Consider the following 18,535-nt stretch of genomic DNA (forward strand, 5'->3'; position numbering starts at 1 on the left):
ATCCCGGTGGAAAACACGCAAAGGCACAACCACCACGGGCGCAGGCGCGCACGCGGATACCGGCCTGCGCCCGCCCACCGCGGGTTGCCAAGTGAAGCTTCAGGCCGGTCTCCGGGCTTGCGAGGGTCATGAGGCCTTCACCTTCCCATGCGTGTGCACAGTGGTGTGTCGAAGGCTTCGCTCGCTTACCGTTGCGGGGGCAGCGCCGGACTTGTCGTGAACCACGACGCACCGGCTTCCCGTTTCACCCTGCGCGCGGCGGCGCAGGACACCTGAAACTGGCGCGCATATGACCATTGGTCGGAATGCGCGTCAACCATTTACCTGCTGCTGATGCTCAGTGCGCGCCGGCCGACTTGCTCAGGTCGCTTTGCGCCCATTCGGTGTAGATGCAGGCATCTGCAACCGCCCAGCGGACCTTCACGGTGTCTCCGGGCTGCATGGACATACCCGCAGCCGACAGTGCTTTCACGGTCATTTCAGTACCGCCTGGGGTCATCACGTGGCAGGTCTGGCTTTCGCCAAGGAACAGCACCTCGCCGACCTTGGCGATCACTTCGTTCCAGCCCGCTGGCAACGGTTCGCGTGCAGCCTGGTCGGTGGTGAGTGCCAGGGCCTTTTCCGGGCGTACCATGATCAGCGCATCCTGCCCCGCCGCAAGGCCAGGCGTCAGGCGGATCGCCACTGGCTGGCCTTCGAAACTGCCGGCACCGTTGCTGCTGGCCGTGATGCGCAGGAAGTTGGAGTTGCCCAGGAACGAGGCGACAAAGGCATTGGGTGGGTTCTGGTAGAGGTCATAGCCGGTGCCCAGGCCAACGATCTTGCCGTGGCTGAAGATGGCGATGCGCTGGGACAGGCGCATGGCTTCTTCCTGGTCGTGGGTGACGTAGACGATAGTGATGCCCAGCCGGCGGTGCAGCTGGCGCAGTTCATCCTGCAGGTCTTCGCGCAGTTTCTTGTCCAGCGCGCCGAGTGGCTCGTCCATCAGCAGGATGCGCGGTTCGTACACCAGGGCGCGGGCAATCGCCACACGCTGTTGCTGGCCGCCCGACATCTGCGAAGGCCTGCGATGGGCGAACGCCTCCAGTTGCACCAGCTTGAGCATGGCGTCGACCCGCTTCTTGGTTTCGGCAGCGCCGAGCTTGCGGATGGCCAGGGGGAAGGCGATGTTGTCACGCACATTCAGGTGCGGGAACAGCGAGTAACGCTGGAACACCATGCCGATGTCGCGCTTGTGCGGTGGCACATTCACCAGCGACTGCCCCTCGACCAGAATCTCGCCGCTGCTGGGCGTCTCGAACCCGGCCAGCATCGACAGGGTGGTGGACTTGCCCGAGCCGCTGGAGCCGAGGAAGGTGAGGAACTCGCCGTCCTGGATTTCCAGGTCGAGGTTATCCACGGCGGTGAAGTCACCGTAATGCTTGTTCAGGCCGCGCAGGCTGACCAGGGTCTTGTTGTGCGCGTTGTCTTTGATCACTGCACTCATTGTTGTTTTCTCCGGGCGCTCAGGCGTTCGTTTCGGTGCGCCGGCGCAAGGCGGCGGCAATGACCATGACCAACAGCGACAGGCCGATCAGCAGCGTCGAGGCGACGGCGATCACCGGGCTCAGGTCCTGGCGCAGGGTGGTCCACATCTTCACGGGCAGGGTTTGCAGGTCGGGGCTGGCCATCATCACGCTCAGTACTACCTCGTCCCACGAGACCAGGAAGGCGAACAGACCGCCGGCGATCATCCCCGGGCGAATGGCCGGGAAGGTCACCTTGAAGATCGCCTGCAGGCGCGAGGCACCGCAGATCACCGCGGCATCCTCGATCGACTGGTCGAACAGCTTGAGCGAGTTGATGATCGAAATGATGGTGAAGGGCAGGGCGACGATCACATGGCTGACCACGAAGGCGAACAGCGTGCCCGTGTAGCCGAGCTTCAGAAACAGTGCATACACCGCCACTGCAATGATCACCAACGGCACGATCATGGGCATGGTGAAAAGCCCGTAGAGCATCTCGCGGCCGGGGAAGCGGCCGCGCACCAGGGCGAATGCGGTAGGCAGGCCCAGCAGCACGGCGGCGATGGTGGTCAGCACGGCGACTTTGAAGCTGGCCAGGGCGGCGTCCATCCACTCCGGGTTGGCGAAGAACTGCGCATACCACTTGAAGGTCCAGCCTGGTGGCGGGAATACCAGCCACTGTGATGAGCCGAACGACAGCAGGATGATGAACACTACCGGCAGCAGCAGGAAGGCCGCAATCACTCCGGTGGTCAGGTACAGGCCCGTACGCAGCGGGCGCCCCATGGCATTGGGAGACAGAAGCATGGCGGTTTACCTCGCGTTGCCGACCGGGGACTCCGGTTGCAGCTTCAGGTACAGGTAGAAGAGCACCAGGGTGATTACCACCAGCAGTGCGGCGGCGGCGCTGGCCAGGCCCCAGTTAAGGAACGATTGCACCTGCTGGATGATGAATTCGGGCAGCATCATGTTTTGCGCGCCACCAAGCAGTGCCGGGGTGACGTAGTAGCCCAGCGACATGACGAATACCATCAGTGCACCGGAGAACAGCCCCGAGCGGCACAGCGGCAGGAACACCTTCCAGAAGTTGGTCCAGGGGCTTGCGCCGCAGATGGAGCCTGCCTGCAGCACCATCGGGTCGATGGCATGCATGGTCGCTTGCAGCGGCAGCACGATGAACGGGATCATGATGTAGCTCATGCCGATCACCACCCCGGTCAGGTTGTGCACCATTTCCAGCGGGGCATCGAGGATGCCCAGCGCCATCAACGCCTTGTTGATTACCCCTGACCCCTGCAGCAGCACCAGCCACGAATAGGTGCGCGCCAGCAGGCTGGTCCACATCGACAACAGCACGATGTTCAACAACCAGCGGCCCCAGCCGTTGGGCACCAGGGTGATTGCCCAGGCCAGCGGGAAGCCCAGCAACACGCTGATCAGGGTGACGACGCCGGCCACCGAGAAGGTGTTGAACAATACCCGCGCATACGCCGAGTTGGCGAACAGCTGCTCGTAGTTACCCAGCCCCGGTACCGGCTCCAGCACGCCGCGCAGCAACAGGCCGATCAGCGGGGCGAAGAAGAACAGGCCAAGGAACAGCAGGGCGGGCAACAGGTTGCGGCTGCCTTTCCAGCGCTGGCCGAGGCTTATGCGGCGCGGGGCCGTCCCCGGAGCGCCGGCGCCCGTGGGGGCACCTTGCGCGTTTTGCAGGGCGTTGATGGCGACTTTCATTTCACCAACCACTCATTCCAGCGCGCGGCGATGGCCTGGCCGTTCTTGGCCCAGTAGGCGAAGTCCAGGGTGACCTGGTCCTGGGCGTAGGCGGTCGGCAGGTTCTGCGCGAGGTCTTTGTCGAGTTTGGCCACGCTGTCCAGGTTCACCGGCGCGTAGGCGGTCTTGTTGGCGAACTCGGCCTGGCCTTCGGCGCTGCTGGCATGGGCCAGGAACTTCATGGCCGCGTCCTTGTTCTTGGCGCCCTTGGGGATGACCAGGAAATCGGCCATGACCAGGTTCTGTTTCCAGCTCACGCTCACCGGCGCTCCATCTTGCTGCAGGGCATAGACGCGGCCATTCCAGAACTGGCCGAGCGAGGCTTCACCGGAGGCCAGCAGTTGCTGCGACTGAGCACCACCGCCCCACCAGACGATGTCTTTCTTGATGGTGTCGAGCTTCTTGAAGGCGCGGTCCAGGTCCAGCGGGTAGAGCTTGTCGGCCGGCACACCGTCGGCCAGCAGGGCCAGTTCCAGTACGCCGGGGCTCGGCCACTTGTACAGGGCGCGCTTGCCGGGGTAGGTCTTGGTGTCGAACAGAGCGGTCCAGTCCACCGGCTTGTTGGCGCCGAGCTTGCCTTCGTTATAGCCGAGCACGAATGAGAAGAAGAACGAACCGACGCCATGGTCGGAGACGAAGCGTGGGTCGATCTTGTCGCGCGCGATGGTGGTGAAATCGAGGGGTTCGAGCAGCCCTTCACTGGCGGCACGCAGGGCAAAGTCGGCTTCCACGTCGACCACGTCCCACTGCACGTTGCCGCTCTCGACCATGGCCTTGAGCTTGCCGTAGTCGGTCGGGCCGTCCTGTACCACTTTGATGTTGGTCGATTTGCTGAAAGGTACGGCCCATGCTTCTTTCTGGGCGTCCTGGGTGGTACCGCCCCAGCTGACGAAGTTGAGGCTGTCAGCGGCCTGGGTGGCCTGACATGCCAGGGTCAGCAGGCTGGCGGACAGCACTGCGGTTACACGTTTGCTCAACAGCATGGTTACGCCCTCGTTGCTTTTTGTTATTCGAGGCGGGGCTGGTAGTGCGCCCGCCAACAGTATTCGGGGAGCAGCTAAAACAAAGTGTCGGTGGCCGTTTGGTGAGTGTAGGTGGCGGCCTGCGATTTCAAGGTCTACGGGATATCATATTATGGTATTCCAAGATTTTGGCAAGAGGGGGGAGGCTACCGGCCATCACTCTTTCTCGTCTCGAAGCTGCAAGCCTCAAGCTGCAAGCTGTAAGTAAAAGCAGATCGCGTTGCACCGCAGATCCGCTTTAGCTTGCAGTTTTCAGCCCTGGGGCTCGAAGGGTATGCTCTGCACCACTTCCAGCTCATACCCCGCCAACCCCGCATACTTGAGGGGCGGGCCCAGGTGGCGCAGCTTGCCAACACCCAGGTCCTGGAGAATCTGCGCGCCGGTACCGACTTCCGAGTACACCTTCGATTGGCCGCGCTGGTAGGGCCGCAACGGCTGGGTCAGTTGCGGGATGCGTTCAAGCAGCGCCTGGGAGGATTCATGGTTGGCCAGAATCACCACCACCCCGCTACCTTCCTCAGCGACCTTCTGCAGCGCAGCCCACAAGGTCCAGTTGGCCGGCCCGGCGTATTCGGCACCGACCAGGTCGCGCAGCGGGTCGATCACATGCACGCGCACCAAGGTCGGCTGTTCGCGGCGGATATCGCCCATCACCATGGCCATGTGCACACCGCCTTCGATACGGTCTTCATAGGTGACCAGGCGGAAGGTGCCGTGTACGGTCGGCAGTTCGCGTTCGCCGATGCGCTTGATGGTCTGCTCGGTGCTCAGGCGGTAGTGGATCAGGTCGGCGATGGTGCCGATCTTGATGCCGTGGCGGGCGGCGAACACTTCCAGGTCCGGTCGACGGGCCATGGTCCCGTCGTCGTTGAGCACCTCGACGATCACCGACGCCGGGGCAAAACCGGCCAGGCGTGCCAGGTCGCAACCCGCTTCGGTATGGCCGGCGCGGTTCAGCACACCGCCTTCGCGGGCGCGTAGCGGGAAAATGTGGCCGGGCTGCACCAGATCCTCCGGGCGGGCATCGGCGGCCATGGCTGCAGCCACGGTGCGTGCCCGGTCGGCCGCAGAAATACCCGTGGTAACCCCCGTAGCGGCCTCGATCGATACGGTGAAGGCGGTGCTGAACGCACTGCCATTGGCCGGTACCATCTGCTCCAGCCCCAAGCGCTGACAATGCTCGTCGGTCAGGGTCAGGCAGATCAGGCCCCGCGCTTCGCGGGCCATGAAGTTGATGGCCTGGGCGTCACAGCGCTCGGCGGCGATCAGTAGGTCGCCTTCGTTTTCCCGATCCTCGTCGTCCACCAGCAGCACCATCTTGCCTTGGCGGTAGTCCTCGAGGAGTTCTTCGATCGTGTTGAAAGCCATGCTGCACGCTCACTGTGAATAGGTGATTATTATGGTATACCATCATACACAAATAGTTTTGCAACTGGAGAGTAGCGGATGAAAGCGTATTGGATTGCCCACGTGGACGTGACCGACCCCGAGCAGTATCAGCAGTACACCCAACGTGCGCCCGCCGCCTTTGCGGCATTCGGCGGGCGGTTCCTCGCCCGGGGCGGGCGCAGCGAGGCGATGGAAGGGCGGCCAACTCCCCAGCGCAGTGTGGTGATCGAGTTCCAGACCTACGAGCAGGCGCTGGCCTGCTATCGATCCGAGTTGTATCAGCAAGCGTGCAGCCATCGCCAAGGTGTGGCCAAGGCAGAGGTGATCATCGTGGAAGGGTTCGAGCCCTGAACGCGGGGCGATATCGCCTGACCTGTTGTGCTGGGTCATTCCCAGCGGCTGGCTTTTCCCCTATTGTCGGACCTATCTTCCCAAGCGATTTGGCAGGGCCATGGAGAAAGTCATTGTCATCACCGGCGCCAGCCGTGGCATCGGCGCCGCCACCGCTATGCAGGCGGCCCGCGAGGGTTACCGCATCTGCATCAACTACCACGCCGATGACCAGGCCGCGCAAGGCATTCTTGACCAGGTTCGCGCGCTCGGCGCCCAGGCCATCTGTGTGCGCGCAGACGCCAGTGTCGAGGACGAGGTGATCCAGCTGTTCCACCGCGTCGATGAAGAGCTCGGCCCCGTCACCGCACTGGTGAACAACGCGGGCACCATCGGCCAGCAAAGCCGTGTCGAAGACATGTCGGAGTTCCGCCTGCTCAAGGTGATGAAAACCAATATCGTCGGGCCGATGCTTTGCGCCAAGCACGCCTTGCTGCGCATGGCCCGCCGCCACGGCGGCGAAGGCGGGGCCATCGTCAATGTGTCATCGGTCGCTGCGCGCCTGGGGTCACCCAACGAATACGTCGACTACGCCGCCTCCAAAGGCGCCCTCGATACCTTCACCATCGGCTTGGCCAAGGAAGTGGCAGGTGAGGGGGTGCGGGTCAATGGCGTGCGCCCAGGCTACATTCATACCGCCTTCCACGACCTGTCCGGCGACCCCGACCGTGTCGCCAAGCTGGAGCCTGGCTTGCCCATGGGGCGTGGCGGCCGCCCGGAAGAAGTGGCCGAGGCGATTCTCTGGCTGCTGTCGGACAAGGCGTCCTATTCCACTGGCAGTTTCCTCGACCTGGGCGGCGGGCGCTGAGTGCCACCGCTCAGGGCTGCCTGGCCACCAGCAGCTGATGCACACACTCGGCCAGCACGTCCAGCTCGAACGGCTTGCCCAGCACATGGGTGCCTTGGAGCAGTTGGCCGTCTCCCAGCGCCGCACTGTTGTCATAGCCGGTGATGAACAGCACTTTAAGGTTGGGGTACTGTTGGCGGTAACGCTCGGCCACCTGGCGACCGTTGGGGCCTTCGGGCAGGCCGATGTCGCTTAGCAGCAGGTCCGGCGGTTCGCTACGTTGCAAGTGTGCCAGGGCGGCAGCCCCAGTCTCGAAGGCTTCGACCAGGTAACCCTGCTCTTGCAGTACCTCGCTGATCACCAGGCGCAGGGCTGGCTGGTCTTCCACCAGCACGATGCGCTGCCCGCCGGCACGGTGTTTATCCAGTGAGCTGGTCTTGGGAGCCTGCGCCTGCCGCGTGGGTTGTTCGTGATGGCGCGGCAGGTACAGTTCAACGCGTGTGCCCTTGCCTGGTTGAGAAAGCAGACGTGACTGCCCACCGGACTGGCGCACGAAACCGTAGGTCATCGACAGCCCGAGACCGGTGCCCCGGCCGATAGGTTTGGTGGAGAAGAAAGGATCGAAGGCGCGTGCAACCACTTCCTCGCTCATACCGCATCCGTTGTCGACAACGCTAATGCGCACGTAGTCGCCGCAGGGCAACCCCAAAGGGCGTGCCTGATCGCTGTCGAGGGCCACATTGTCGCCATGTATGCTGATGACACCCCCGCCAGGCAGCGCGTCACGTGCATTGATGCACAAGTTGAGCAGTGCGCTTTCCAATTGTGGCGGGTCGATGAAGGTTGGCCATAGTTCAGGGGCGAACCGGCTGCGCAAGGAAATGGATGGCCCGATGGTGCGGCGCACCAGCTCCTCGATGTCGCCCAGCAACACCGCCACCTCTGTGGCGCGTGGTTGCAGGGTTTGCTGGCGCGAGCATGCCAGCAGTCGTTGCACCAGCGATGAGGCGCGTTTGGCCATGCTGTTGGACAATTCGAGTAACTTTTCCAGCTCGTTATAGCGCTGTTGCTGCAGGCGCAGCTGGAGTAGTTCCTGGGTATTAAGGATGCTGCCCAGCAAATTGTTGAAGTCATGTGCGATGCCGCCGCTAAGCTGCCCGATAGCCTCCATTTTTTGCGCCTGACGCAGGGCCTGCTCTGCCTTGGCAAGGCGTTGTTGCTCCTGTACCCGTTCGCTGATGTCGTAGGCGAACAGGTAGGCGCCCACCGGCGTACCTGCAGCATCACGCAGGGCATTGAAGCGCAGTTCATAATGGCGCTGGTCTGGTTGCTGGCCGAATGCACCGATCGCGGTGAACTGCTCGCCCTGCAGTGCCCGTCGCCACAAGGGCAGGATCGCATTCCGGTCAGCGGCATTGTCACCCATCAGGGGCGGCATGAGGGCACCGACTTCCGGTGTCTGGCCATACAGGAACCGGAAGTCTTCCCTGGCCTTGCGATTGACGGCCAGCCAGTGCATGCCGTTATCGAGCACATGCACGTTGGCTGCGCTCTGGTCGATAAGCTCTGCGAACAGGCTGCGCTGTGCCAAGGCTTCGTTGACCCTTTGCTCCAGGTGCGCATTGAGCTGCTCAAGGGCCTGCTCGGTGTTGCGCCGCTCGGTAACATCCTTGAACAGAACCGCAAGCTGCCGGCGCTGCGGCGGCTCGATGCGAAAGGTACTTACTGACAATATGCGGCCGCTGGCTCGCAGTTCCTGTTCGAATTGCAGCGGGGCGCCGGTATGCAGCACTGGACCGTAACGGGCAACCCAAGCGTCGGCTTCATCAGGCAATATTTCGCGCATTTTCTGGCCGGTGACGTCAGCGATGCCGGCATGCCTGGCGTAGGCGGGGTTGACGAGCACGTGCACGTAATCACTCAGCGGGCCATGCGGGCCGTCAATGAATTCGATGATGCAAAAGCCTTCGTCCATGGTGTCGAACAGAAAGCGGTAGACATCGAGGCCCGGATGCGGCTGTTGCTGCAGTTCGGTTTCAAGCTGCGCGTTACGTTGGCGCAGGGTAGCGATTTCTTCACGCAGGGCGAGCATCTCGTTCAGAGGCATGGCGACGTCCGGCAGCAGTGCGTGGCCAAGACTTTAGCGCGACGGCTATGGATATGCCTATCCGCCACCGTGCCAGATTGCGCACGAGTAGGCAGTTTGCCGTCAGAACGAGCGGATTATGCGGCCCAGGGTGTCCATGGCCCGCTCGGCGGTGTCGCTCCAAGGGGTGCCGTAGTTCAGGCGGATGCAGTTGCCAAAGCGGCGGGTGGGCGAAAATATAGGCCCCGGAGCGATGCTGATGCCCTGGGCCAAGGCCATGTGGAACAGCTTCAGTGCATCTATCCGTTCGGGCAATTCCAGCCACAGAAAGTAGCCGCCAGAAGGCTGGCTGACTCGCGTCTGCGCGGGAAAATACCGCGAGATGGCGGCAAGCATGTTGGCCTGCTGGCCTTCCAGGGCGTAGCGCAGTTTGCGCAAGTGGCGGTCATACCCGCCGTGTTCCAGGTAGTCGGCAATGGCGGCCTGGGCCGGCATCGAGGCGCACAGCGAGGTCATCAGCTTGAGCCGTTCGATCTTCTGGGCAAAGCGCCCCGCGGCCACCCAGCCGATGCGGTAACCGGGCGCCAGGCTCTTGGCGAATGAGCCGCAGTGCATGACCAGGCCTTGCGTGTCGAAGGCCTTGGCGGGCTTGGGCGCCTGTTGCGAGTAATACAGCTCGGCGTAGACATCGTCCTCGATCAGTGGCACCTGATGGCGCTGCAGCAACGCCACCAATGCCTGTTTCTTCGCCTCGGGCATACTCGCGCCCATCGGGTTCTGGAAGTTGGTCATGCACCACACGGCTTTGACCGGATGCTTCTCCAAGGTCTGGGCGAGCGCGGCCAGGTCCATGCCCTCGCGCGGCTGCACTGGAATCTCCAACGCTTTGAGCTTGAGCCGTTCCAGCACCTGCAGGCAGGCGTAGAAGGCCGGTGCTTCGACCGCCACCAGGTCACCCGGCTCGGTGACCGCCTGCAGGCACAGGTTCAGTGCTTCCAGCGCACCGTTGGTTATCAGCAACTCCTCCATGGGCAGCATCAGCCCGCCGACCATGTAGCGCAGGGCGATCTGCCGGCGCAGTTGCGGGTTGCCCGGTGACAGGTCGGTGACCACCATGCGCGGGTCCATGGCCCGGCTGGCGCTGGCCAGCGAGCGCGACAGACGCTGCAGCGGGAACAGTTCCGGGCTGGGGAATGCCGACCCGAACGGCACGGTGTTCGGGTCTTTGATCGAGTCGAGAATCGAGAACACCAAGGCGCTGACATCCACGTCAGTCGATTCGCTCAGCGGCTCCAGTGGCTGTGGCTCGCTGAACTGACGCGGTGCATGGGCAGTGACGAAATAGCCTGAACGCGGCCGTGCGCGAATCAGCCCGCGGCGTTCGAGCAGGTAGTAAGCCTGGAACACGGTCGACGGGCTGACGCCGTGTGTCTGGCTGGCGTAGCGCACCGAAGGCACGCGCTGGCCGGGGCCGAGCACGCCGGAGCGGATCAGTTCGGCAATGTCGTCGGCGAATCGTTCATAGCGTTTCATGAGGGCTCGGCAAGCAGGGTGAACAGGCAATTCACCCACACTATGGCCCCGAAGCGGTTTTCAGTACAGGCTCAGGCCATGCACTAAAAACCGTATCAGTTGCTGGTCAGTGCCTCTGCCGCGCTAGATTACCGAGCCAGGAACGCTCGCCTTCAAATGCTTTCGGCTGTCCACGGCACCGGCGACGGTCAGCGCGTCGGCTTCGGCTTCGGTGATCGGGACACGCTGGCCTGCGAGCAGTGCCACAGACATGTGCAACTGCTCATCTGTGACGATCTCGATATCCGGGCCATCGCCTTCGATGCGCAGGTCTTCGCCTATGAGCGTGCAGCGGCGGGTGCTTTCTTCGATTTCGACGGGCATGGGGTGGTCCTCCGGGTTGCGGTTACAGGTGTGACCGCGACCGGTAGCAGGTTGCTGCATCAAGCTGCTGCACGGCACTTTAGCGGGCGTGCACGGGTCAACCGACAAAGGCGCCCCTCCCGGCCTTTTCGCCTGCATTGCTCGTAAATGGAAGGTAGGGGCAGCACACAGCTTGCGTCTGAGAACGACCCATGGACCTCATCTGGCAAACCATTCAAGCAGAATTCGCCGACATCACCGAAGTGCGCGAAGTCACCCGTATCATCCTGCGCCTGCTGATGGCAGCCATTCTGGGTGCCATTCTGGGCTTCGAGCGTGAGCACAAAGGCAAGTCCGCTGGTGTGCGTACACATATGCTGGTGTCGATGGGCGCCGCATTATTCGTGCTGGCGCCAAGCATGGCCGGTGCCGACGAGCAGGCCTTGAGCCGGGTGATCCAGGGTATCGTCGCCGGTATCGGTTTTCTCGGTGCCGGCACCATCCTCAAAGGTAATGGCCGCGATACCAGTCACGTCAAAGGCCTGACCACGGCCGCCGGCCTGTGGATGACGGCCGCAATCGGTACCGCTGCAGGCATGGGGCGTGAGGCGACGGCGCTGATCAGCACAGTGCTTGCGCTGCTGGTGCTGGCCACGATGCCGATAGTGGTGGAGAAGGTTGAGGGGCAGGACGAGGAGAAACAGCAGGAAGAGGAGGGCAGGAAGCACTGAGGGGAGCCGAAGCTCCCCTCAAAGCGTTGTTGCCTGCTCTTTTCTTATTATTGAGGCTGGCCTTTTGTTGTTTTTGTAGGCCTGCCTTGGTATTGCGGGTGACCCCCAACCGGGGTCAAGAGCAAACGTATTTTTTTGAGCGCTGACCTGCTTTCATCCTGAGGATCCGATACTGACTGCCGCTACCTTGAGGTAGTTTTATTGTTCTGTGCCAGACCGCGGGGCGAACCCCTGAAAAGCGTGTCTACTCCAAAAAAATCTGCTTGCTACGCCTCTGCCGTGTTGTTCTTGTTATGTCAGAGCCGTTACATGTTGTTTTTATTGGGTGTCGCATTTTTTGTTGTTGTTGTTGTACGAAAGATATAGCAGGCGCCGTGCCAACTTTTAAAAACCCTTAAAAATCAATGTATTAGCCGGAATTGCATGATTCGGGTGACGTGAAATTCTGTCGAATTGTTTCCCTGTTACCCGATTTTTTGCTGACGGCTGTGGGGGCGGTAACACTCGCCCACACATTCGTGACAACCGTGTGAATCACTGTGCGCTGCGTGCCCGCGCCACACGCGAGCCGTTGGCCCGGCCCAGCACCTTGCTGATCCGCTGCCCGGCAGCGATCAAGCGGTCCAGGTCAATGCCGGTTTCAATTCCTAGCCCCTGCAGCAGGTACACCACATCCTCGCTGGCGATATTGCCCGTGGCGCCCTTGGCATAGGGGCACCCCCCAAGGCCGGCCACCGAGCTGTCGAACACACTGATGCCTTCGAGCAGGCTGGCATACACGTTGGCCAGCGCCTGGCCGTAGGTATCGTGGAAGTGCCCGGCCAGTTGCTCACGCGGCACGTGCGCCGAGACTACCTCGAACAGCCTGCGGGTATCGCCTGCGGTGCCAGTACCGATGGTGTCACCCAGGGAGACTTCGTAGCAGCCCATCTCGTGCAGCGCCTTGGCCACCGGGGCGACCTGTTCGGCACTGACCCTGCCCTCATATGGGCAGCCGAGCACGCAGGAAACGTAACCGCGTACCCGCACACCGTGGCTGCGCGCCGCCTGCATGATCGGCTCGAAACGGTTGAGGCTTTCACTGATCGAGCAATTGATGTTGCGCTGGGAAAACGCCTCGGACGCGGCAGCGAACACCGCCACTTCCTTCACCCCGGCTGCCAGGGCGTCTTCGAAGCCCCGCAGGTTGGGCGCCAGGGCGGCATAGGTAACACCCGCGCGTTGCTCGATAGCCGCGAACACGTCGGCAGAGCCGGCCATCTGCGGCACCCATTTGGGTGAAACGAAACTGCCGACTTCAATGTAGGCCAACCCGGCGTCGGTAAGGTCGTCGACCAGCCGCACCTTGTCGGCGACGCTGATGGGCTGGGCTTCGTTCTGCAGGCCGTCGCGGGGGCCGACTTCGACCAGGCGGACTTTTTCGGGCAAAGGCATGGCGGGGTTCCTGTGGCAGGTCAACGGTTGTCGTTATTGTTCAACGTTGCGGCCAGGGCCTGTTCACAACGTTCCTGGGCGGTGTCCAGCTCCAGTTGCATCTGGTGGATGTCGAGCATCTGCTGCTCAAGCTGGGCGCGGCGCTCGGTGATTTTTGCCAGCATGCTGTTGAGTTGCTTGAGGTTGCCGCTGCTGGGGTCGTAGAGCTCGATCAGTTCACGGCATTCGGCCAGCGAGAAACCGATGCGCTTGCCACGCAGTATCAGCTTCAGGCTGACCTTGTCGCGTGCCGAATAGATGCGCTCCAGGCCACGGCGCTCCGGGCTGAGCAGGCCCTGTTCCTCATAGAAACGGATGGCGCGGGTGGTGATGTCCAGCTCGCGGGACAGGTCGGAGATGCTGTAGGTCTGGGTGCTCATGCGTGGGCTCGGCGTTGAGTATGACGGTATCCTGAATGCAGGTTGACGTAAACGTCAAGCAGGGTGTTGCAGATGTGTCGCTCCTTGCCGCCCAGTACAGGCATTGCCAATCAATCAGGCTGCACTGAGCGACGATAACCATTGGGTGTTTGCCCACTCAGGCGCTTGAAGAACCGTGCAAAGTAGGTCGGATCACTGAACCCCAGGCTGTCCGACAACTGCCCGATGCTCATGCGTGTGTAGATCAGGTTTCGTTGTGCCTCCAGCAGCAGCCGCTGGTGCACCAGTTGCAGTGCGGTTTGCCCGCTCAATGCCCGACACAGCTGGTTGAGCTGCAGGCTCGGGATTTTCAACCGCGCGGCAAAGTCCTCCACCGACAGGTGCTCACGGTAGTGCGCTTCGACCAGGCGCAGGTATTGCCCCAGCAACTGGCGGTCACGTTCGTCGCGGTTGCGGGGCGCCTGGCCCAGTTGCTGGCGACGGCTGATCCACACCATCAGCGCGGTCACCAGGGCTTCGAGCAGGGGCGCGCGTGCCGGGGCATGGCCTTGGTACTCCTGCTGCAGCGTGTCGATCAGGCTGCGCAGAGGCACACGGTCCTTGCCCAACGGATAACAGGCAGGCTTGGCCAGCACCCCCAGCGGTGCACCCAGGCGCTGCTCAAGGTTGGCGACCAGGGCGGTGCCGAAGGTCAGCACATGCCCCTGGATATCGGCACTGAAGCGAAAACCGTGCACGGTCAGCGGTGGTACCACCTGGATTGCCGCTTCGCCAATGGCACTGCGCACGCCCTCGATCTCTACCTGGGCCTGGCCACGTTGCACATACAGCAACTGAAACAGCTCGGCGTGCTGGTGCGGTTTGATTTCCCAGTGGTGCAGGCGGCTACGGGCCGGGATCGACTCGCAATGCAGCAAGTCCGTACCGGGCCATGCCTGGTTTTCGCCATACAACTGAAACAGCGGGACGCCGGGGAGTGAAGATTTCATGAGGGGCTGGCCTGTCCGTTAATCGAACACTTTTTATAAAAGTGCAGATTTTGCATGGGATAGCACAGCTAATCGGCCCGTGCTGCCCGTAAAAATGCAAGTAGAAATCTAATAACACGAGAGAACAACAATGAAAACTCAGGTTGCAATCATCGGTGCAGGTCCGTCAGGCCTTCTGCTGGGTCAACTGTTGCACAAGGCCGGCATCGACACAGTCATTCTTGAACGACAGACGCCTGACTATGTACTTGGCCGCATCCGTGCCGGTGTGCTCGAGCAAGGTACCGTCGATTTGCTGCGTGAGGCAGGTGTTGCCGAGCGCATGGAGCGCGAAGGGTTGGTACACGAAGGTGTCGAGCTGCTTGTCGGTGGGCGCCGCCAACGTCTGGACCTCAAGGGCCTGACCGGAGGCAAGACGGTCATGGTCTATGGCCAGACCGAAGTGACTCGAGACCTGATGCAGGCGCGCGAAGCCAGTGGTGCGGCGATCATCTATTCAGCCAGCAATGTCCGGCCCCAAGAGCTCAAGGGCGAACGGCCGTACGTAACCTATGAGAAGGACGGCCAGACCCATCGCCTGGACTGCGATTACATCGCCGGCTGCGACGGCTTCCACGGTGTTTCCCGCCAGAGCATCCCCGAAGGTGTACTCAAGCACTATGAGTGCGTTTACCCGTTCGGCTGGCTGGGGATGCTGTCCGATACGCCGCCAGTGAACCACGAACTGATCTATGCCCATCACGAGCGTGGCTTTTCGCTTTGCAGTCAGCGTTCGCAGACACGCAGCCGCTACTACCTGCAAGTACCGCTGGATGAACGCGTGGAGGATTGGTCCGACGAGCGTTTCTGGACCGAACTCAAGGCGCGCTTGCCCGAAGACGTGGCAGCGCGCCTGGTCACCGGCCCGGCGCTGGAGAAAAGCATTGCTCCGTTGCGCAGCCTGGTGGTCGAACCCATGCAGTACGGGCACCTGTTCCTGGTCGGTGACGCCGCACACATCGTCCCGCCCACCGGGGCCAAAGGCCTCAATCTGGCGGCTTCGGACGTGAATTATCTTTACCGCATTCTGGTCAAGGTTTACCGCGAGGGGCGCACCGACCTGCTGCAGCAGTACTCGCCCTTGGCGCTGCGCCGCGTGTGGAAAGGCGAGCGCTTCAGCTGGTTCATGACCCAGTTGCTACATGACTTTGGTGAGCACAAGGATGCATGGGAGCAGAAGATGCAGGAGGCGGACCGCGAGTATTTCCTGTCTTCACCTGCGGGGCTTGTGAACATTGCCGAGAACTACGTGGGCTTGCCGTTCGAGGATGTGGTTTAGGGGCAGTGCATTTAGAGCTGTTGAGATCAAAAAAAAGGCCTGCAGGTTAATGCCGGTCAGTTAGCGTTATCAGGGCTGCTATGCAGCCCCATCGCCGGTTTGCCGGCGATGGGCCTCGGAAATAGCGAAGATCAATGCGCCTGCGCGTGACGGCGCACCCGATTGACCGGCTGCTGCTTGGCCGGAAGCTGCGGTGGCAGGTGGTGATGCTGTGCATGACGCCGCACGATGCGTAGTACACCCCAGAGCATGGCGGCAGCGACGCTAAGCCACATACCTACCAGCATGAGGATTGCCATGGTCAGGCTCATGTCTACCTCCTTCTCTTGGGCCAGCTTTCGGCTCGCCCTCCAGATATTGCTTTAGTCTAGCTCCCGCTGCGTGACGTTCCATCTATCGAAGGTCTAATGCTTGGTTCGTTTGGTTCCAAGCCCGCACCGGGCTATACCCACGTCGCCTGGCGTCCTATGATCGTGGCTCAAGGCCGGGCGTTGCCAGCCTGGCGCCAGAACAAGCGAGTGTCCATGGTGCAAATTTCCTCCAAGTCCCGGGTTTTCGAGCCGCGCCGCCTGATGGTGGCCTGCCTGCTGGCCGCGAGCCTCTCAGGCTGTGCCGGCACGCCGCCGGCCGCCGTCAAGGGCGTTGCGCAGCGGGTCGAGATCAGCAGCGTGCCGTTCTACCGAGGCAACGCCAACCACAGTGGGGCCATGGCGCTGGCGGCGTTGCTCTCGCAGCAGGGCGCGCCGATCACCCCAGGGCTGCTGGACAAGCCGCTGAACCTGCCGCAGGGCGCCGAGTCGCTGGGCACCGGCATCCCGCGCGTGGCTCGCGATTACGGCAGGGTCGTATACCCGCTCGACAAACAGCTGGACGCCCTGTTGACCCAGGTCGCTGCAGGCAACCCGGTGCTGGTGCGTTTTCAGGAAGGTTCGGCGTGGTGGAGCGAGCCGCGCTACGCGGTGCTGATCGGTTTTGACCGTTACAAGCAGAGGGTGCTGCTGCGTTCAGGGATGCACCGGCGGCAGATGATGGCCTTCGATGATTTCACGTCGGCGTGGGCGCAAGAGGGGAGCTGGGCAATACTGGTACAGCCGCCGCGGCAACTGCCGGCCCAGGTGGACCGGCAGCGCTGGCTGCAGGCTGCCGACGAGTTAGCCCGTGCGGGCCAGGAATTGGCGGCGAAGCAGGCCGTGGACAGCCTGGAAAGGTAAGCCACCTGCACAGGCCAGATCCCCGGCAAGCCGGCGATCAGGCCAGTGCAGGCAACATCATCAGAAGCCCAGACGGTCGCGCAAGCTGTAGTACCAGGCTCCCAGGGCGCTGAACGGTACGCGCAGCATCTGGCCACCCGGGAACGGGTAGTGCGGCAGGCCGGCGAACGCGTCGAAGCGCTCGGCCTGGCCACGCAGTGCCTCGGCCAGCACCTTGCCCGCCAGGTGGGTGTAGGTGACGCCGTGGCCCGAGCAACCCTGCGAGTAATAGATGTTGTCGCCGATCCGGCCAACCTGTGGCAGACGCGACAGTGTCAGCAGGAAGTTGCCGGTCCAGGCGTAGTCGATCTTGACGTTCTTGAGCTGCGGGAAGGCCTTGAGCATCTTCGGGCGGATGATCGCTTCGATGTTGGCCGGGTCGCGTGCACCGTAAACCACACCACCGCCGAAGATCAGGCGCTTGTCGCTGGTCAGGCGGTAGTAGTCGAGCAGGTAGTTGCAGTCCTCGACGCAGTAGTCTTGCGGCAGCAGGGTGCGGGCCAGTTCCTCGCCCAGCGGCTCGGTGGTGATCACCTGGGTACCGCATGGCATCGATTTGGCCGCCAGTTCTGGCACCAGGTTGCCCAGGTAGGCGTTGCCGGCGACGATGATGAACTTGGCGCGCACCTTGCCCTGCGGGGTGTGCACAACCGGGTTGGCGCCGCGCTCGATGCGGATGGCCGGAGTCTGCTCATAAATGATGCCGCCCAGCGACTCGACCGCGGCAGCCTCGCCCAGGGCCAGGTTCAGTGGGTGGATGTGGCCGCCGCTCATGTCCAGCATGCCGCCGATATAGCTGTCGCAGGCGACCACTTCACGGATGCGCTTCTGGTCCATCAGCTCCAGCTGATTGTGGCCGAAACGTTCCCACAGGCGTTTTTGCGATTCCAGGTGGCCCATCTGCTTGGAGGTCAGCGCAGCGAATACGCCGCCGTCCTTCAGGTCGCACTGGATATTGTACTTGGCTACGCGCTCACGGATGATGCGGCCGCCTTCGAAGGCCATGTGGCCCAGCAGCTGCGCCTGCTTGGGGCCAACGGTGCGCTCGATGACGTCGATGTCACGGCTGTAGCTGTTGACGATCTGGCCGCCGTTACGGCCCGATGCGCCGAAGCCGACCTTGGCCGCTTCGACGATGCTCACCTTGAAGCCGTTTTCCAGCAGGAACAGGGCGCTGGACAGGCCGGTGTAGCCTGCACCGATGATGCACACATCGGTTTCCACCTCACCCTGCAGCGCCGGACGTGGCGGCACCGGGTTGGCCGAGGCGGCGTAGTAGGACTGGGGGTAGGGGGTATTGGCCATGCTCGAGAAACCTCGTGTTTTATATTTTTAACGAATGTACCGATGCTATCAATAATAATAAACACCCGCTAGTCGTCCGTTGAAAATCCTTTACTGCTTCTTGGTCGGAGCTTCTCTATAAAGAGTTTAAGATTCAGTAGGTTAGCTCAAAAAAAAGTGTTGACAGCGGTTTTGGAATGCGTAGAATGCGCACCACACGACAGGCACATAGCTCAGTTGGTTAGAGCACCACCTTGACATGGTGGGGGTCGTTGGTTCGAGT

General features: G+C 62.1%; 18 protein-coding genes and 1 riboswitch. Of the genes, 5 read left to right on the forward strand and 13 right to left on the reverse strand.

Annotated elements, in window-relative coordinates:
* Nucleotides 1–85: 85 nt before the first annotated feature.
* Nucleotides 86–291: riboswitch (cobalamin riboswitch) on the reverse strand.
* Between the two features lie 46 nt (nucleotides 292–337).
* From ACW4TB_RS17005 to ribBA, 5 genes are all read right to left on the reverse strand, one after another.
* On the reverse strand, nucleotides 338–1,486 hold the full coding sequence (locus tag ACW4TB_RS17005; RefSeq protein ID WP_279928649.1) for an ABC transporter ATP-binding protein: 1,149 nt from the start codon (nucleotides 1,484–1,486) through the stop codon (nucleotides 338–340).
* A gap of 19 nt (nucleotides 1,487–1,505) precedes the next feature.
* On the reverse strand, nucleotides 1,506–2,315 hold the full coding sequence (locus ACW4TB_RS17010; protein ID WP_012313829.1) for an ABC transporter permease: 810 nt from the start codon (nucleotides 2,313–2,315) through the stop codon (nucleotides 1,506–1,508).
* A 6-nt stretch (nucleotides 2,316–2,321) separates the two neighbouring features.
* Complete coding sequence (locus ACW4TB_RS17015; protein ID WP_279928652.1) at nucleotides 2,322–3,239, reverse strand: ABC transporter permease; 918 nt, start codon at nucleotides 3,237–3,239, stop codon at nucleotides 2,322–2,324.
* A complete protein-coding gene (locus tag ACW4TB_RS17020) occupies nucleotides 3,236–4,261 on the reverse strand; it encodes a polyamine ABC transporter substrate-binding protein (RefSeq protein ID WP_455828424.1) in 1,026 nt (341 codons plus the stop codon). Before ACW4TB_RS17020 ends, ACW4TB_RS17015 begins: the two co-directional genes overlap by 4 nt.
* A 291-nt stretch (nucleotides 4,262–4,552) precedes the next feature.
* On the reverse strand, nucleotides 4,553–5,668 hold the full coding sequence (gene ribBA / locus ACW4TB_RS17025) for a bifunctional 3,4-dihydroxy-2-butanone-4-phosphate synthase/GTP cyclohydrolase II (protein WP_012313832.1): 1,116 nt from the start codon (nucleotides 5,666–5,668) through the stop codon (nucleotides 4,553–4,555).
* Between the two features lie 78 nt (nucleotides 5,669–5,746).
* Here ribBA and ACW4TB_RS17030 point away from each other — a divergent pair, with 78 nt between their 5' ends.
* Nucleotides 5,747–6,040 (forward strand): DUF1330 domain-containing protein, encoded by a 294-nt coding sequence (locus ACW4TB_RS17030; RefSeq protein ID WP_012313833.1) that lies wholly within the window; start codon nucleotides 5,747–5,749, stop codon nucleotides 6,038–6,040.
* Nucleotides 6,041–6,140: 100 nt separating this feature from the next.
* Entirely contained in the window at nucleotides 6,141–6,887 is a 747-nt protein-coding gene (locus ACW4TB_RS17035) for an SDR family oxidoreductase (RefSeq protein WP_012313834.1), read from the forward strand.
* A gap of 10 nt (nucleotides 6,888–6,897) precedes the next feature.
* On the opposite strand, the gene ACW4TB_RS17040 is transcribed toward ACW4TB_RS17035, so the two are convergent.
* The 3 genes from ACW4TB_RS17040 to ACW4TB_RS17050 form a co-directional block, all read right to left on the reverse strand.
* Nucleotides 6,898–8,973, reverse strand: a complete 2,076-nt coding sequence (locus ACW4TB_RS17040) for a hybrid sensor histidine kinase/response regulator (RefSeq protein ID WP_279928659.1) — start codon at nucleotides 8,971–8,973, stop codon at nucleotides 6,898–6,900.
* Between the two features lie 102 nt (nucleotides 8,974–9,075).
* Nucleotides 9,076–10,485 carry a GntR family transcriptional regulator MpaR gene (gene mapR, locus ACW4TB_RS17045; protein ID WP_012313836.1) on the reverse strand — a complete coding sequence of 470 codons (1,410 nt, stop codon included), beginning with the start codon at nucleotides 10,483–10,485 and terminating at the stop codon, nucleotides 9,076–9,078.
* A gap of 123 nt (nucleotides 10,486–10,608) precedes the next feature.
* Nucleotides 10,609–10,848 (reverse strand): DUF3203 family protein, encoded by a 240-nt coding sequence (locus ACW4TB_RS17050; protein ID WP_046787191.1) that lies wholly within the window; start codon nucleotides 10,846–10,848, stop codon nucleotides 10,609–10,611.
* A gap of 191 nt (nucleotides 10,849–11,039) precedes the next feature.
* Between ACW4TB_RS17050 and ACW4TB_RS17055 the strand changes: the two genes are divergently transcribed.
* A complete protein-coding gene (locus ACW4TB_RS17055) occupies nucleotides 11,040–11,558 on the forward strand; it encodes an MgtC/SapB family protein (RefSeq protein ID WP_012313838.1) in 519 nt (172 codons plus the stop codon).
* Nucleotides 11,559–12,092: 534 nt separating this feature from the next.
* Here ACW4TB_RS17055 and ACW4TB_RS17060 read toward each other — a convergent pair.
* From ACW4TB_RS17060 to ACW4TB_RS17070, 3 genes are all read right to left on the reverse strand, one after another.
* Nucleotides 12,093–12,992, reverse strand: coding sequence for a hydroxymethylglutaryl-CoA lyase (locus ACW4TB_RS17060; protein ID WP_254467521.1), 900 nt, complete (start codon nucleotides 12,990–12,992; stop codon nucleotides 12,093–12,095).
* 20 nt (nucleotides 12,993–13,012) lie between these two features.
* On the reverse strand, nucleotides 13,013–13,411 hold the full coding sequence (locus ACW4TB_RS17065) for a MerR family transcriptional regulator (RefSeq protein WP_012313840.1): 399 nt from the start codon (nucleotides 13,409–13,411) through the stop codon (nucleotides 13,013–13,015).
* 110 nt (nucleotides 13,412–13,521) lie between these two features.
* A complete protein-coding gene (locus ACW4TB_RS17070) occupies nucleotides 13,522–14,400 on the reverse strand; it encodes a helix-turn-helix domain-containing protein (protein WP_012313841.1) in 879 nt (292 codons plus the stop codon).
* A 130-nt stretch (nucleotides 14,401–14,530) separates the two neighbouring features.
* On the opposite strand from ACW4TB_RS17070, the gene pobA reads away from it, so the two are divergent.
* Nucleotides 14,531–15,718 carry a 4-hydroxybenzoate 3-monooxygenase gene (gene pobA, locus ACW4TB_RS17075; protein ID WP_279928669.1) on the forward strand — a complete coding sequence of 396 codons (1,188 nt, stop codon included), beginning with the start codon at nucleotides 14,531–14,533 and terminating at the stop codon, nucleotides 15,716–15,718.
* A 131-nt stretch (nucleotides 15,719–15,849) separates the two neighbouring features.
* Here pobA and ACW4TB_RS17080 read toward each other — a convergent pair whose 3' ends face one another.
* Nucleotides 15,850–16,029: a hypothetical protein gene (locus tag ACW4TB_RS17080; protein ID WP_012313843.1), complete on the reverse strand. Its 180-nt coding sequence runs from the start codon at nucleotides 16,027–16,029 to the stop codon at nucleotides 15,850–15,852.
* Nucleotides 16,030–16,125: 96 nt separating this feature from the next.
* Here ACW4TB_RS17080 and ACW4TB_RS17085 point away from each other — a divergent pair, with 96 nt between their 5' ends.
* The gene (locus ACW4TB_RS17085) at nucleotides 16,126–16,929 is read left to right on the forward strand and encodes a peptidase C39 family protein (protein WP_012313844.1); all 804 of its coding nucleotides are present in this window, start codon (nucleotides 16,126–16,128) and stop codon (nucleotides 16,927–16,929) included.
* 60 nt (nucleotides 16,930–16,989) lie between these two features.
* On the opposite strand, the gene ACW4TB_RS17090 is transcribed toward ACW4TB_RS17085, so the two are convergent.
* Nucleotides 16,990–18,273 carry an NAD(P)/FAD-dependent oxidoreductase gene (locus ACW4TB_RS17090; RefSeq protein WP_012313845.1) on the reverse strand — a complete coding sequence of 428 codons (1,284 nt, stop codon included), beginning with the start codon at nucleotides 18,271–18,273 and terminating at the stop codon, nucleotides 16,990–16,992.
* Between the last annotated feature and the right edge of the window lie 262 nt (nucleotides 18,274–18,535).

This window comes from Lelliottia jeotgali, from assembly GCF_977070485.1.